Source organism: Ruegeria atlantica, from assembly GCF_013032455.1.
Lineage (GTDB): Bacteria > Pseudomonadota > Alphaproteobacteria > Rhodobacterales > Rhodobacteraceae > Ruegeria > Ruegeria atlantica_B.
Genome location: NZ_WQCF01000001.1, coordinates 756,244 through 770,172 on the forward strand (window position 1 = coordinate 756,244; position 13,929 = coordinate 770,172).

Below are 13,929 nucleotides of genomic sequence, written 5' to 3' on the forward strand. Positions count from 1 at the left end.
CCATGTGTGGAATCGTAGGTGTACTGGGCGAGCACGAGGCCGCCCCCATTCTAGTCGAAGCCCTGAAGCGGCTGGAGTATCGCGGATATGACAGTGCGGGCATCGCCACGGTCAATAACGGCGCGCTTGGTCGCCGCCGCGCGGTGGGCAAGCTGGTCAACCTTAGCGATTTGCTGGTGCATGATCCGCTGCCCGGCAAATCCGGTATCGGGCACACCCGTTGGGCCACCCACGGTGCGCCCTCTGTCACCAACGCGCACCCGCATCAGGCGGGGCCGGTCGCCGTCGTACACAATGGCATCGTCGAAAACTACCGCGAATTGCGGGCCGAACTTGCCGAGCATGGTGTAAAATTCGTCACTGAAACGGACACTGAAACGGTGGCCCTGATGGCCGCGCACTACCTCGACAGCGGCCTTTCCCCTGTCGACGCTGCATTCAAGACCATCAACCGCCTTCAGGGCGCCTTTGCACTGGCCTTTTTGTTTGACGGCGAGGACGACCTGATCGTCGCCGCGCGCAAGGGCTCGCCACTCGCAATCGGGCACGGAACTGGCGAGATGTTCGTCGGCTCGGACGCGATTGCCCTGGCTCCACTGACCGACCGCATCACTTATCTGGAAGAAGGCGATCGAGCGGTGTTGACCCGCACTTCGCTGGAAATTCGCGACGAGGCCGGAGAACTGGCCAACCGCGAGACCCGAAAAATTAAACTGGATCAAACGCGTGCGGACAAGGCTGGCCACAAGCACTTTATGGCCAAGGAAATCGCCGAGCAACCCGTTGTGGTTGCCGAAGCAATTCGATCCTACCTGCCAACTGGCGGGGATGAGGTCGTCCTGCCCGGTGATCTGGACTTCACCAAGCTGGACCGTCTGACCATGGTTGCCTGCGGCACAGCGTTCTACGCCTGCCTGACCGCAAAATACTGGTTCGAACAGTTGGCGAAGATACCCGTCGAAGTCGATATCGCCAGCGAGTTCCGCTATCGCGAGCCTCCGATTCCTGGCCGCACGGCGGCTCTGTTTGTCAGTCAATCGGGCGAAACTGCAGATACGTTGGCCGCGTTGCGGTATTGCGAGGGCAAGGCCGACAAGATCGTGTCGGTGGTCAATGTCCCCGAAAGCTCAATCGCGCGGGAAAGCGATATCGCACTCCCCATCTATGCTGGGGTCGAGATTGGCGTGGCCTCGACCAAGGCTTTCACCTGCCAGCTAAGTGTGCTGCTGATGCTGGCGCTCAAGGCTGCTGCGGATCGCGGAACGCTGAGTGACGAAGAACTGGCAGATCACGCTGCAGCCCTTCGCGGGTTACCCACGGCTTTGAACACAGCCCTGGATCAGAACCGCGCCATTAAGAAATCCGCTCAGCGCCTGTCCGAGGCCCGCGATGTGCTGTTTCTGGGCCGCGGACTGATGTATCCTCTAGCGATGGAAGGTGCACTGAAGCTCAAGGAAATCAGCTACATCCACGCCGAAGGTTACGCATCCGGCGAACTGAAGCATGGCCCGATCGCCCTGATCGACAAGCACATGCCGGTGGTTGTCATGGCCCCCCGCGATGCGGTGTTCGACAAGAGCGTCTCAAATATGCAGGAAGTCATGGCGCGCAAAGGCAAGGTCATTCTGGTCTCGGATGACGACGGCATCGCCGAGGCCGAGGACGGCGTCTGGAGCATCATTCGCATGCCCCATATCCACCCCAGCCTGGCACCGATCCTCTATTCGGTACCGGCACAGTTGCTTGCCTATCACACAGCGGTTGCCAAAGGGACGGATGTGGACCAACCTCGTAATCTGGCAAAATCCGTTACGGTAGAGTGAGACATGTCCAAGAAATTCCCGGAACTGGACGCCAACCAGCGCAAGTTCATCGAAGAGCAGCACATCTTTTTCGTTGGCACTGCAGCGTCCGAGGGGCAGGTAAATATCTCGCCAAAGGGCATGGATTCCTTGCGTGTTCTGGGGCCGAACCGGATTGTCTGGATGAACCTGACAGGAAGTGGCAACGAAACCGCCGGGCATTTGCTCGAGGCCAACCGCATGACGCTGATGTGGTGTTCTTTCACCACGCGTCCGCTGATCCTGCGTACCTACGGGACGGCGCACACATTTCATGTCGGCGACGAAGGCTGGGACGAACTGGCCAGTCTGTTCCCTGTTCACCGCAGCGCACGTCAGATTTATGATCTGAAGGTTGATCTGGTCCAGACCTCCTGCGGCTATGCAGTGCCCTTCATGGATTACCATTCCGACCGCGACACCATGCAAAAATGGGTAGACGGCAAGTCGGATGACGACATCCGCGCCTATTGGGTAGAAAAAAACCAGCAAACCATCGACGGCAAGCCCACCCGCCCCGCCGACTGAACCGTAGATGCTGAATACCTATCTCGACCAGATCAAGGCGCACGCCGAACCCGAGCGCGCCAAACAGATGTTGGCCTATCACAAGGTTGACCGCCCCTATCTGGGCGTCGCAAATCCTGTTCTGAACGACCTGACCAAAGCCTGGCGTCAGGAACTGGACATACCCTTGCGCGTGAATCTGGCGGACGCTCTTTGGCAGACCAATATCCATGAGGGTCGTGTAGCGGCGGCAAAGTTGCTCACGCAGGCGCGCATTCGGCCCGACGAAACGGTTTGGCAGTTGCTGCAAAGCTGGCTACCCGATTTCGACGGGTGGGCCGTGGCCGATCACACGTGTATCGCGATCCAAAAACGGCTTTCGGCCGACCCGACCCGGCTGGACCAGGTGGAAACCTGGACAAATTCCGACCATATGTGGACCCGGCGTGCGGCACTGGTGGCCACCCTGCCATGGACCAAACAAAACCACCCCAAGCCCGATGATCTGGCGCGGCGCGACCGTATCCTGAGTTGGACAGCGGGCTATGTGCCCGACCGCGACTGGTTCATCCAAAAGGCCATCGCCTGGTGGCTGCGTGAACTGTCGAAACACGACGCCCCAAGAGTAATCGCGTTTCTTGATAAGCACGGCGATGCAATGAAACCCTTTGCCCGTCGAGAAGCCGGAAAATACCTGAAAGGTCAGTTGGAATAGACCTGTAGTTCGACCAATTCGTCGAACGGCAGCAGCAGTTCTCGCATCGCGTCCAGCGACAAACGGCTGCCTCCGCTTTCTGGCCCCGGCGCTGGCACAAGGGTGATATAGGCCTGCGCGCCAGTTCTGGGCACAACCACGCGTCCTGTAAATTCCGTATCGACCAGCGGCGTCTCTAACCAGCGCCCCGGTGTCGTTGGATCACCCAATGCAGCAATCGTGGTCTTTGCACCAACCCAACTGGCAGCAGTGGCTGCTACGGGCTCTGGCTCGAAAACCTCTTCTGTCACGACCTGTTCTTGCTCGGCGGCTACGTCGTCCTTTCCAAAAACGCGATCCGTCGTCGACCGCACGGTGTCGCAACCCGCAATAAGAACACACAAAGCCAAAAGCATATATCTCATGCCTAAAGCCTACCGTCCTGCGCGCATCTGTACCAGCGCAAAGGAAACTTCGCCCTTGTCGGAGGTAGGTCCCGGCTTTACCTATGTCGCATGACTGCTCCGCTTATCGACCCGTTCGCCCGTGCGATTACCTATCTCCGCGTCTCCGTCACGGACCGCTGCGATTTCCGCTGTGTGTACTGCATGTCCGAGGACATGAAGTTCCTACCCAAAAAGGATCTGCTCACGCTGGAAGAGTTGGATCGCATGTGCTCAACCTTTGTAAAGATGGGGGTTGAAAAGCTGCGGATCACCGGGGGCGAACCGCTGGTGCGCCGCAATATCATGACATTTTTCAACAGCATGACCCGGCATCTGGACAGCGGCGCATTGAAAGAGCTGACGCTGACCACCAATGGATCTCAGCTGCATCGCTTTGCTGACGATCTCTATACCGCAGGTGTGCGCCGGGTGAACGTATCTCTGGACACGCTGGATGAGGACAAATTCGCCCAGATCACCCGCTGGGGTCGCCTGAAACAGGTGCTGAACGGAATTGATGCGGCCCAAAAGGCCGGACTGCGGATAAAGATCAACGCGGTGGCCCTGAAGGGATTTAATGAAGAAGAGCTGCCCACCATCACAAACTGGTGTGCTGAGCGCGACATGGACCTGACCTGGATTGAGGTCATGCCGATGGGGGATATCGGCAACGAAGATCGGCTGGACCAGTACTGGTCACTGAAAGACGTGCGCAAAGAATACGAAAACCACTATACCGTCACCGACCTTGCTGAACGAACCGGTGGGCCAGCGCGCTATGTGCGGCTCGAGGAGACCGGGCAAAAGATCGGCTTCATCACGCCGCTATCTCATAACTTCTGCGAAAGCTGCAACCGGGTGCGCCTGACCTGCACTGGTGAGCTTTACATGTGCCTCGGTCAGGAGGACATGGCTGACCTGCGCGGCGCTCTGCGCGACCATCCTGACACCGAGCAACCGCTCGAAGACGCAATCCGCGCGGCGATCAACCTCAAACCCAAGGGCCATGATTTCGATTATTCCCGCCAAGCGGTCGACGGAAAGATGAGCCGTCATATGAGCCACACCGGCGGCTGATATGCCGAATCAAACTGGTCGAGCGACGCTGCTTTATCACCTGTATTGCGGTCTGACTGCCGTAGCAGGCCCATTGGTCTGGCGAACAGTTAGGAAGAAATTGCAGGCAGCTGGTGTCTCCGCGGACCGTCAACGTGAACGCTTGGGCCATGCCAGCCTGCCCCGCCCCGACGGTCAGCTAATCTGGTTTCATGCAGCCAGCGTAGGCGAAACGCTATCGGTCATCAGCCTAATCACGCGGCTGGGTAAGCGGCTGCCTCAGGCCGAGTTCCTGATCACCTCCGGCACGCCCACCTCTGCCGCCTTGATCGAAAAACGCATGCCACCGCGTGCGCGTCACCAGTACCCGCCGTTGGACACCTCCGGCCCCGTGCGCCGTTTTCTGGATCATTGGCAGCCAGACGCCGCCATCTTTGTCGAAAGCGAACTCTGGCCTCGTCTGATTGTCGAAGGTGCCGCGCGCGGCATTCCTTTAACCTTACTGAACGCGCGTCTGTCGGACAGGTCGGTTGAAGGCTGGAAGAAACGACCCAACACGGCGCGGTTCATACTGGATCATTTCCGCCTGTTTCTGACTCAGAATGACAAGACGGCGCAAAACCTTATCGACATGGGCGCGCGCGCCGAGCGCGTGCAGCCCGGTACGAACCTCAAAGCCATGTCCGACCCTCTGCCGGTGGATCAGATCACGCTGTCTGATATTCGTGCACAGATCGAAAACCGCCCCATCTGGATCGCCAGCTCAACACACGCGGGCGAAGAGGAAACCGTACTGGCCGCACATACCGAGCTTCTCAAACGCTGGCCAGACCTGCTGTTGTTGCTGATCCCGCGCCACCCGGAACGCCGGTCCGAGGTCGCAGCCTTGGTAGAACGCGCCGCGCAGGCCGTGGCCATCCGATCCGATGGTGATAAAATCACTAAAGAAACACAGGTCTACATTGCCGATACGCTGGGTGAAACCGGCACATGGTACGCGCTCTGCCCCATCGTGTTTCTGGGTGGTTCATTAAAAGAAATCGGCGGCCATAACCCTTTCGAACCCGCACAAGCGGGCGCAGCAGTGATCACCGGCCCCGGTTATTTCAACTTCGCCGAAACCTTCGCCCCGCTGATCGAAACCGGCGGCGCACTGCAAGTCCAAACTGCCCCCGAACTGGCCAAGGCTGTTGCAACCTGGCTATCAGATCAATCCGCTTTGGACACAGCGCGCATGGCGGCGAAATCCTGCGTAAACACCCAAAAATCGGCACTGGATGCAATCGTCGAAACGCTCTGTGCCCAACTCGACCTGACAGACCCGGATCCAGCTTCATCTGGCTAAAAATATCTCGGGGGTGCGGGGGCAGAGCCCCCGCCCTTTCCATCAAGCAGCCGGCATACGCTGTTCGACAATCTCAGCCCACCAACTGCACCCAGCCGGAATAGCTTCGTCGTTAAAATTATACTCCGGATGATGCACTGCGGCCGTATCGCCATTACCGACCAGAATATACGCTCCCGGCCGCTCTTCGAGCATAAAGGCGAAATCTTCACCACCCATGATCAAAGGCGCCTCATCACAGTTACCCGAAACAGACCGGGCAACATCGGCGGCGAAATCGGTCTGCTCATCGCTGTTTACCATCACAGGATAACCCCGGTAGTAAGTCACCTCGGCAGCCCCGCCGAATGTCGCAGCAACACCCTCGCAGATTTCCTTGATGCGTTTCTCCGCCAGATCCCGCATCGCTGTACTCATCGTGCGGACGGTGCCTTTGATCTGCACCCGTTGCGGGATCACATTGAAGGCCGTAGACGACGTCTCAAATGACGTGACCGAAACTACGACCTGATCTACCGGATCGGCATTGCGCGACGCGACCGTCTGCAGCGCCAGAACCGCCTGCGCCGCCATCACGGTCGTATCCACAGTTTCATGCGGTTTGGCAGCGTGGCCGCCCTTCCCTTCGAATGTAACGTCGAACTGGTCCGTGGCCGCAAAAAACGCACCGGGACGAATGGCAAAACTGCCTACGGGACGTCCGGGCCAGTTGTGCATGCCGTAGACTTCCTGAATGCCCCAGCGATCCATCATTCCGTCTTCGCACATCTCGCGGCCGCCACCGCCGCCCTCTTCGGCGGGCTGAAAAATCACAACAACTGTGCCGTCAAAGTTCCGGGTTTCCGAGAGGTATTTCGCCGCCCCAAGCAACATCGCCGTATGCCCATCATGACCACAGGCATGCATCGCCCCATCCGTCTTTGAAGCATAGTCCAACCCCGTGGCCTCATGTATCGGCAGAGCATCCATATCGGCCCGCAAACCGATCACCTTGCCGCGTGTATCAACCTTGCCCCTGATCACCCCAACAACCCCGGTGCGGCCGATACCGGTGACCACCTCATCGCAGCCAAACTCCTTCAGCTTCTCGGCAACCAGAGCGCTGGTTCGATGCGTTTCGAACAGGATCTCCGGGTTTTCATGAATGTCACGCCGCCATTCAGTGATTTCACCCTGCAATTCAGCGAACCGGTTTTTGATCGGCATTGTTTTCTCCCATTTTATTTTGTTGCTCGGGGTACTGCCCCGATGAGCAATCGTAATTTCAATTTGCCGACGCAGGCCGCAGCGCTCCAGACAGAAGGACAATCAGTACGGCCAACGGCAACAAAGCTGCAAACGCCAAGCGCAATGTAAGCATTTCGGCCAGAAACCCAATAAGCGGTGGGCCGATCAGCAACCCTCCATAGCCCAGCGTCGCCACACTGGCGATCGCCTGACCCGGCGGTACATGCGGGTCATTGGCAGCCCGGCTAAAGGCCAACGGCATGATCACCGCATAGCCGATGCCCATCAAGGCGAAGCCCGCCAGCGCAATCTCGGCCTCCGCAGCAGAGACCACAGCGAGCACACCCAATGCGGCGCAAACACCCCCGAAACGCGCAGTGGCAGCGGGTCCGAACCGAGCAATGACCAAACCACCCGCCAGCCGGAAAACCACCATCGCCACCGAGAACACAGCATAGCCCAACGCCGCGACGCTTTCTGCTGCCCCGGTCTCGTCGCGCATGAAAATCGCGCTCCAGTCCGCCACAGCCCCCTCTCCCAACGCTCCGCAAAGCGCGGTGAAACCAACAAGGATCAGTGCACCCGAAGGCAAGGCAAAGACGGCACCGCCTGCAGATACAGCCTTGCGAGATGTCCAGTGTACCCAAGACAGAGCCAACGCCGAGATCACGACAAGCCCTCCTGCCAGCAGGAAATGCTGCATCACCGTCAACCCTGCTTGCACCGCTCCGTACCCGCTGAACGCACCCAACCCGGCCCCAAGGCTCCACATCGCGTGAAACGAGGACATGACGGGCTTTTCATAGGCTTGCTCAACTTCCGCCGCCCAGGCGTTCATGGCAACGTCCATCGAGCCGTGAAAAGCACCGAAAACAAACAGAAAGGCCGCCAAGGACCAAAACCCATCGGCCATGGCCAGCAGGATCAAAGACAACGTGTAAACCACAGCAATGACGCGAGTGATCGTTACTGCGCCGAACCAGTCTGTCAGCCGACCTGTAACCGGAAAAGAACACACAGCCCCCGCTGCCATGAACAGCAAGCCATAACCCAAAGCTTCATGCGATAGGTCCAACCTGTCCCGCACGGCGGGGATACGAGATGCCCAGATGCCAAACAGCGCACCATTCAGGATGAACATGGCCGCAACGGCCCGCCAAGCGGCCAACAATCCGATCAAAAGGCATCCTTCGCAACTAGCGCCAAACGCGCCTGTTTTACAGGCTTTCAACGCATTGGCAAAGACGCCTATTCCAACCGCTTGCGTATTCGGCGAATGGCCAGCCAAACACAAAAAACAACCGGAATTGTTACCGCTGAAGTCAGCATTCCTTTGCTTAGCTGGTCCTCAGCAAACGGGTGCAAAAGATCGCGAACCAGCGAGACTGCATAGTAGCTGATCGCAACGACCGACAGCCCCTCGACGGTGTATTGCAACCGCAACGCAATATCAGCGCGACGGTCCATGCTCTCCAGCAGTGCTTGGTTTTGGGCGCTCCGCTCGACATCCACCCGCGTTCGCAGCAACTCGCCCGCGCGAATGGCGCGGTCAGACAACGCCTGCAAACGGCGCTCCGTCGATTTCACCGTACGAATGGCCGGGTCATAGCGGCGCATCATGAAATCAGCAAAGCTCTGACCGCCTTCGAAACGCTCTTCCCGCAAGACCTCGATCCGCTGATTTACGATAGCCTCATAAGCGCCTGTTGCTCCGAAGCGGAAAGAACACTGGGCTGAAAGTGTCTCAAGTTCGGTCGAGATCGACAACAAATCAGGCAGCAACTCGTCGGGATGGGCCGTATTATCGGTCATTTGACCCATCAGCTCTGTCAGTTTCGCATCCAGCTCGCCAATCCTGGGGGTCAGTTTCTTGACGCGAGCAAAGCCTAGCATCGACATGGCTTTGTAGGTCTCGATTTCACAAAGACGTTGGATAATACGTCCCGTTCTGCGCCGTCCGGCACCTTTGGAAACGAAAAGCGCAAAACGCATATGCCCCGCCGGGTCGATGCGAAAATCGCTGGCGCAAACCGCAGCATCGTCTAACACACGAGCTGCTGCCAGGCTTTCAGGCTCGAACCAATCAAGCAGCGAAGCTTTGACTGCATCATCCTCTTGCCGCTCAACCACCCGGATCATGGCCGAGGTGATACGCTGACCTTCGCTGGCCTTCAGCCAATCAGGGGGGAACACCTCAAAATCCGCCGGGTTGAAGGGGCGGTCGCTCACGTTCTTCGTAATTGCTGTAAAGGTCACGAATTCGGTGTGCTGTTCCCATTTCAGCCAATGACGCCCAATCTGGCCAGCATAGTGTGTGGCCTGAGGTTGCGGATGTTGCGCCCCGTGACGATCCAACAGATTTATCAAATGCGCCAGATCCTTGTCCCGATCCCGAGCTACAGCGGCCACCGGCTTTTTGATCGCCAAAAAGGTTACAGTGCAAGGCGTATCAGCCACAGGAAATGGGCGCGCGTGCAGTTCATTGGCCAGAGAATAGCGCAAAGGATGATCGTCGATGGTCGTCATAAGGGGCTCCGGTTCGTCCACCGCACTATACGGCACACCAAGAATACATCAATTATCTTTTTATTTCATGCACTTACAAGGATACAACGGTATACATTCCAGCTATCCTATTGATTTGGTTGCCACAGCTCGACGGGATTTCCTTCGGGGTCGTGAATGCGGGCGAATTTTCCAACCTCACTGTCCCATTCGGCACGAGTTTCAACCGGAATCCCCGCTGCTTCTAACTGAAAGATCATGGCCTCCAGATCATCGACACGAAAGTTGATCATCCATTGCCGATTAGTCGGCCCAAAATACGTCGTGTCCTGCGCGAAAGGGGCAAACACAGTGTACCCTTCGCGCTGCTTCCACGGAACAGACCCGCAGGGATCAACTCCAAGATTTTCTTCATACCAAGCGCTCAAGGCTTTAGGATCATTGGCCCGAAAGAACACGCCGCCTATGCCGTTCACCTTCTGCATTGCCGTCCCCCAGTTGTACTCAGGTTGAACATAACACACCCCGCCCGCTTCATCTGGCCGCAAATATCTTGGGGCGACGCCTTTTGATGCACCATTGGTTCAAGCATCCAATGGCGGCGAGCAAAGCCCCCTACCAAAACGAAAAAAGAAAAGGGCGCCCGCAGGCGCCCTTTGCAATTTGATAAACCTTAACGATCAGTCGATCATCGGCAGAAGCTTGTCCAGCGACTCCTTGGCGTCGCCATAGAACATGCGGGTGTTCTCTTTGAAGAACAGCGGGTTTTCGATGCCCGAGTATCCAGTGCCCTGTCCACGCTTGGACACGAACACCTGCTTGGACTTCCAGCATTCCAGAACCGGCATCCCGGCGATGGGGCTGTTGGGGTCTTCCTGCGCTGCAGGGTTCACGATGTCGTTCGAACCGATGACGATGGCCACATCCGTCTCAGGGAAGTCCTCGTTGATTTCGTCCATTTCCAGAACGATATCGTAAGGAACCTTCGCCTCAGCCAGCAGCACGTTCATGTGGCCCGGCAGACGACCGGCAACGGGGTGGATCGCGAAACGCACCTCTTTGCCCTTGGCGCGCAGCTTGCGGACCAGTTCGGAAACCGACTGCTGTGCCTGCGCAACGGCCATACCGTAACCCGGGATGATGATAATGCTGTCAGCGTCGTTCAGAGCTGCGGCAACACCATCGGCGTCGATGGCCACCTGCTCACCTTCGACCTCCATCTGCGGCCCCGAAGTGCCGCCAAAGCCACCCAGGATCACGCTGACAAAGTGGCGGTTCATTGCTTTACACATGATGTAGGACAGGATCGCACCCGACGAGCCCACCAGCGCTCCGACCACGATCAGCAGATCGTTGCCAAGGCTGAAGCCGATCGCAGCAGCCGCCCAGCCCGAGTAGCTGTTCAGCATCGACACAACCACCGGCATGTCGGCGCCGCCGATGCCCATGATCAGGTGATAGCCGATGAACAGAGCAGCCAGCGTCATCAGGATCAGCGGCAGCAGACCACCGGATGCGGTGTACCAGACCAGGCAGATCAGCGAGAGACCCGCAGCAGCTGCGTTCAGCGCATGGCCACCGGGCAGCTTGGTCGCCGCCGAAGTCACCTTGCCTGCCAGCTTGCCATAGGCCACGACCGAACCGGTAAAGGTGATCGCACCGATGAAGATGCCCAGGAACAATTCCACATGCAGGATTGCCAGTTCCGCCGAGGATTTCTTGGCGATCAGTGCAGCGAAGGTTCCAAAACCTTCCTTGGCCAGTTTCGCATCAGCAGAAGCAAGCGCCTGCGCCACGTTTCCGATCTCGAAATGCGCATTGAAGCCGACGAAAACAGCCGCCAGACCAACCAACGAGTGCATTGCGGCCACCAGCTGCGGCATCTCGGTCATCTGGACACGCTGCGCCACATACTGACCGATCAGACCACCGCCGATGATCAGCAGCAGCGACAGTAGCCAATAACCCGAACCAGGGCCAACCAGCGTGGCAAAAACCGCCAGCGCCATACCGACAATGCCGTACCAGACCGCGCGCTTAGCGCTTTCCTGGTTCGACAGACCGCCGAGCGAAAGGATGAAGAGAACAGCCGCAACAACATAGGCGGCAGTAGTGAAGCCAAATTCCATCTACCCGGCCTCCTTAAGATTTCTGGAACATGGCGAGCATGCGCCGGGTGACAAGAAAACCGCCGAAGATATTGATCCCGGCCATGAAAACGGACAGCGCCGCCAGCAGAATAACAAGGAACGAGCCCGATCCGATCTGCATAAGCGCCCCGACGATGATGATCGACGAGATCGCGTTGGTGATCGCCATCAGCGGCGTATGCAGGCTGTGCGCAACATTCCAGATCACCTGGAAGCCAACAAAGATAGCCAGCACAAAGACGATGAAGTGCTGCATGAAGCTGGCCGGAGCGATCAGCCCCACCAGCAGCATCAGCGCACCGCCGACACCCAGCAGGGTGAACTGCTGCTTGGTCTGCGCCTTGAAGGCCGCGATCTCCTGCGCCTTTTTCTCTTCCGGGGTCAGTTCCTTGACCTCAGGCTTTTTCTGCGCCGCGATCGCCTGAATTTTAGGCGGCGGCGGCGGGAAGGTGATCTCTCCCTCATGGGTCACGGTTGCGCCGCGGATCACGTCATCTTCCATGTTGTGATTGATCTGACCGTCCTTCTCGGGTGTCAGGTCAGTCATCATGTGACGGATGTTGGTCGCATAGAGCGAAGAGGATTGTGCCGCCATCCGGCTGGGGAAGTCGGTGTAGCCGATGATGGTCACGCCATTGTCAGTTACGATCTTCTCATCCGCCACGGTCAGCTTGCAGTTGCCGCCCTTTTCCGCAGCAAGGTCAACGATAACCGAGCCGGGCTTCATGCTTTCGACCATATCCTTGGTCCAAAGCTCAGGAGCCTCACGGTTCGGGATCAGCGCCGTGGTAATGACGATGTCCATCTCGGGCGCCAGCTCGCGGAACTTGGCCAGCTGCGCGTTACGGAATTCTTCAGACTGAACCGAAGCATAACCACCGGTCGCCGCGCCGTCCTGCTGGTCTTCTTCAAAATCCAGATAGACGAACTCGGCCCCCATCGATTCGACCTGCTCGGCCACTTCAGGGCGCACGTCGAATGCATAGGTGATCGCACCCAGAGAGGTCGAGGTCCCGATCGCTGCCAGACCAGCCACACCAGCACCGACAATCAGCACTTTCGCAGGCGGTACTTTACCGGCAGCCGTCACCTGACCGGTGAAGAAACGGCCAAAGTTGTTACCGGCCTCGATCACCGCGCGGTAACCGGCGATGTTCGCCATCGACGACAGCGCGTCCATCTTCTGCGCGCGCGAAATACGCGGCACCATTTCCATGGCGATAACGTTGGCACCTTTGGACTTGGCCAACTCCATGCCTTCTTCATTGCCTGCAGGGTTAAAGAAGGAAATCAGTGTCTTACCAGCAGACAACCGCTTCAGCTCGGCCTCGTCGGGCTGGCGAACCTTGGCGATGATATCCGCAGTTTTCCACAGCGATGCAGCCGTCTTGACGACTTCAACACCTACGGCTTCATAAGCTGCATCAGAAAAGCCCGCAGCTGCGCCAGCGCCCTTTTCGATCAGGCATTCATAGCCCAGTTTCTGTAACTGAACCGCAGAGTCAGGCGTCATCGCGACCCGGTTCTCTCCGTCCAGTATTTCCTTTGGTGTGCCTATCTTCACTGGCAGATCCCCCTAATTTTCACTCAGACTGAGCGGGTGGTCGGTATTGTTTGTTAAGCGAACGTGTATCCTGCGCAACATTATTTCGCAAGCGCAGCATTTGCTGCGTTGCATCATGGTCACGGTTCCTTCATATCCAGCGCCGCGTCCGGCGTTCATAGCGGGCGAAATCAGCGCGAAAAGCGCGACGCAAACGATCCTCTTCCGGCAGGATGAAACGGCGCTCAAGCACCCACACAAACATGGGTACGAGCACCAGAGACAGGACCGCATCGAACCGTAGAACCAAACCTGCAAGGATTAGGACGTCACCAAGATAGATTGGATTGCGGCTACGCTTATATATGCCCGATTGCACCATGGCAGTTGGCGTTTCATGCGGAATTACTGTTGTTTTGTGGCGGCGAAACTCAACAATAGCCAATACCGCAACCAGGATACCAGCGCCGATCAGAAGTCCGCTGAGCAGATCGGTCAGCCCGCTATCCAGCGACAACCCTAGCGGAAAATGACGCGCCTGCAGCCAAGCCAGCAATGCAAATCCAATCAGCCATACGGGCGGTATGTCGATCCAGCGCATGCGCACTCTCCGCA

At 57.8% G+C, this 13,929-nt stretch carries 13 protein-coding genes; 5 read left to right on the forward strand and 8 right to left on the reverse strand.

Features of this window, described 5'->3' with window-relative positions; genetic code table 11:
- Window positions 1–2 precede the first annotated feature (2 nt).
- The 3 genes from glmS to GOW93_RS03725 are packed head-to-tail and all read left to right on the forward strand — an operon-like array spanning window position 3 to window position 3,063.
- A complete protein-coding gene (gene glmS, locus GOW93_RS03715; protein WP_170381696.1) occupies window positions 3–1,823 on the forward strand; it encodes a glutamine--fructose-6-phosphate transaminase (isomerizing) in 1,821 nt (606 codons plus the stop codon).
- Between the two features lie 3 nt (window positions 1,824–1,826).
- A complete protein-coding gene (locus GOW93_RS03720) occupies window positions 1,827–2,369 on the forward strand; it encodes a pyridoxamine 5'-phosphate oxidase family protein (protein ID WP_170381697.1) in 543 nt (180 codons plus the stop codon).
- Window positions 2,370–2,376: 7 nt separating this feature from the next.
- Window positions 2,377–3,063, forward strand: a complete 687-nt coding sequence (locus tag GOW93_RS03725) for a DNA alkylation repair protein (protein WP_170381698.1) — start codon at window positions 2,377–2,379, stop codon at window positions 3,061–3,063.
- Here the strand turns inward: GOW93_RS03725 and GOW93_RS03730 are convergent.
- The gene (locus GOW93_RS03730) at window positions 3,051–3,467 is read right to left on the reverse strand and encodes a hypothetical protein (protein ID WP_170381699.1); all 417 of its coding nucleotides are present in this window, start codon (window positions 3,465–3,467) and stop codon (window positions 3,051–3,053) included. The genes GOW93_RS03725 and GOW93_RS03730 overlap by 13 nt on opposite strands.
- Window positions 3,468–3,557: 90 nt before the next feature.
- Here GOW93_RS03730 and moaA point away from each other — a divergent pair, with 90 nt between their 5' ends.
- A complete protein-coding gene (gene moaA / locus GOW93_RS03735; RefSeq protein WP_170381700.1) occupies window positions 3,558–4,565 on the forward strand; it encodes a GTP 3',8-cyclase MoaA in 1,008 nt (335 codons plus the stop codon).
- A gap of 1 nt (window position 4,566) precedes the next feature.
- Complete coding sequence (locus GOW93_RS03740) at window positions 4,567–5,889, forward strand: 3-deoxy-D-manno-octulosonic acid transferase (protein WP_170381701.1); 1,323 nt, start codon at window positions 4,567–4,569, stop codon at window positions 5,887–5,889.
- Window positions 5,890–5,931: 42 nt separating this feature from the next.
- Here the strand turns inward: GOW93_RS03740 and GOW93_RS03745 are convergent, their stop codons facing one another.
- From GOW93_RS03745 to GOW93_RS03775, 7 genes are all read right to left on the reverse strand, one after another.
- A complete protein-coding gene (locus GOW93_RS03745; RefSeq protein ID WP_170381702.1) occupies window positions 5,932–7,095 on the reverse strand; it encodes a M20 aminoacylase family protein in 1,164 nt (387 codons plus the stop codon).
- A 58-nt stretch (window positions 7,096–7,153) separates the two neighbouring features.
- The gene (locus GOW93_RS03750; RefSeq protein WP_254443442.1) at window positions 7,154–8,296 is read right to left on the reverse strand and encodes an MFS transporter; all 1,143 of its coding nucleotides are present in this window, start codon (window positions 8,294–8,296) and stop codon (window positions 7,154–7,156) included.
- 68 nt (window positions 8,297–8,364) lie between these two features.
- Window positions 8,365–9,642, reverse strand: a complete 1,278-nt coding sequence (locus GOW93_RS03755) for a DUF3422 family protein (RefSeq protein WP_170381703.1) — start codon at window positions 9,640–9,642, stop codon at window positions 8,365–8,367.
- Between the two features lie 107 nt (window positions 9,643–9,749).
- Window positions 9,750–10,106 (reverse strand): VOC family protein, encoded by a 357-nt coding sequence (locus GOW93_RS03760; protein WP_170381704.1) that lies wholly within the window; start codon window positions 10,104–10,106, stop codon window positions 9,750–9,752.
- A gap of 195 nt (window positions 10,107–10,301) precedes the next feature.
- A complete protein-coding gene (locus GOW93_RS03765) occupies window positions 10,302–11,750 on the reverse strand; it encodes an NAD(P)(+) transhydrogenase (Re/Si-specific) subunit beta (RefSeq protein WP_170381705.1) in 1,449 nt (482 codons plus the stop codon).
- 13 nt (window positions 11,751–11,763) lie between these two features.
- Window positions 11,764–13,335 (reverse strand): Re/Si-specific NAD(P)(+) transhydrogenase subunit alpha, encoded by a 1,572-nt coding sequence (locus GOW93_RS03770; RefSeq protein ID WP_170381706.1) that lies wholly within the window; start codon window positions 13,333–13,335, stop codon window positions 11,764–11,766.
- A gap of 130 nt (window positions 13,336–13,465) precedes the next feature.
- Complete coding sequence (locus tag GOW93_RS03775) at window positions 13,466–13,915, reverse strand: methyltransferase family protein (RefSeq protein WP_170381707.1); 450 nt, start codon at window positions 13,913–13,915, stop codon at window positions 13,466–13,468.
- Window positions 13,916–13,929: the final 14 nt, after the last annotated feature.

Bases quoted from the DNA above. Each gene is read 5' to 3' on its own strand.
- glmS (WP_170381696.1), top strand. From the start codon at position 3: ATGTGTGGAATCGTAGGTGTACTGGGCGAGCACGAGGCCGCCCCCATT.
- GOW93_RS03720 (WP_170381697.1), top strand. From the start codon at position 1,827: ATGTCCAAGAAATTCCCGGAACTGGACGCCAACCAGCGCAAGTTCATC.
- GOW93_RS03725 (WP_170381698.1), top strand. From the start codon at position 2,377: ATGCTGAATACCTATCTCGACCAGATCAAGGCGCACGCCGAACCCGAG.
- GOW93_RS03730 (WP_170381699.1), bottom strand. From the start codon at position 3,467: ATGAGATATATGCTTTTGGCTTTGTGTGTTCTTATTGCGGGTTGCGAC.
- moaA (WP_170381700.1), top strand. From the start codon at position 3,558: ATGACTGCTCCGCTTATCGACCCGTTCGCCCGTGCGATTACCTATCTC.
- GOW93_RS03740 (WP_170381701.1), top strand. From the start codon at position 4,567: ATGCCGAATCAAACTGGTCGAGCGACGCTGCTTTATCACCTGTATTGC.
- GOW93_RS03745 (WP_170381702.1), bottom strand. From the start codon at position 7,095: ATGCCGATCAAAAACCGGTTCGCTGAATTGCAGGGTGAAATCACTGAA.
- GOW93_RS03755 (WP_170381703.1), bottom strand. From the start codon at position 9,642: ATGACGACCATCGACGATCATCCTTTGCGCTATTCTCTGGCCAATGAA.
- GOW93_RS03760 (WP_170381704.1), bottom strand. From the start codon at position 10,106: ATGCAGAAGGTGAACGGCATAGGCGGCGTGTTCTTTCGGGCCAATGAT.
- GOW93_RS03765 (WP_170381705.1), bottom strand. From the start codon at position 11,750: ATGGAATTTGGCTTCACTACTGCCGCCTATGTTGTTGCGGCTGTTCTC.
- GOW93_RS03775 (WP_170381707.1), bottom strand. From the start codon at position 13,915: ATGCGCTGGATCGACATACCGCCCGTATGGCTGATTGGATTTGCATTG.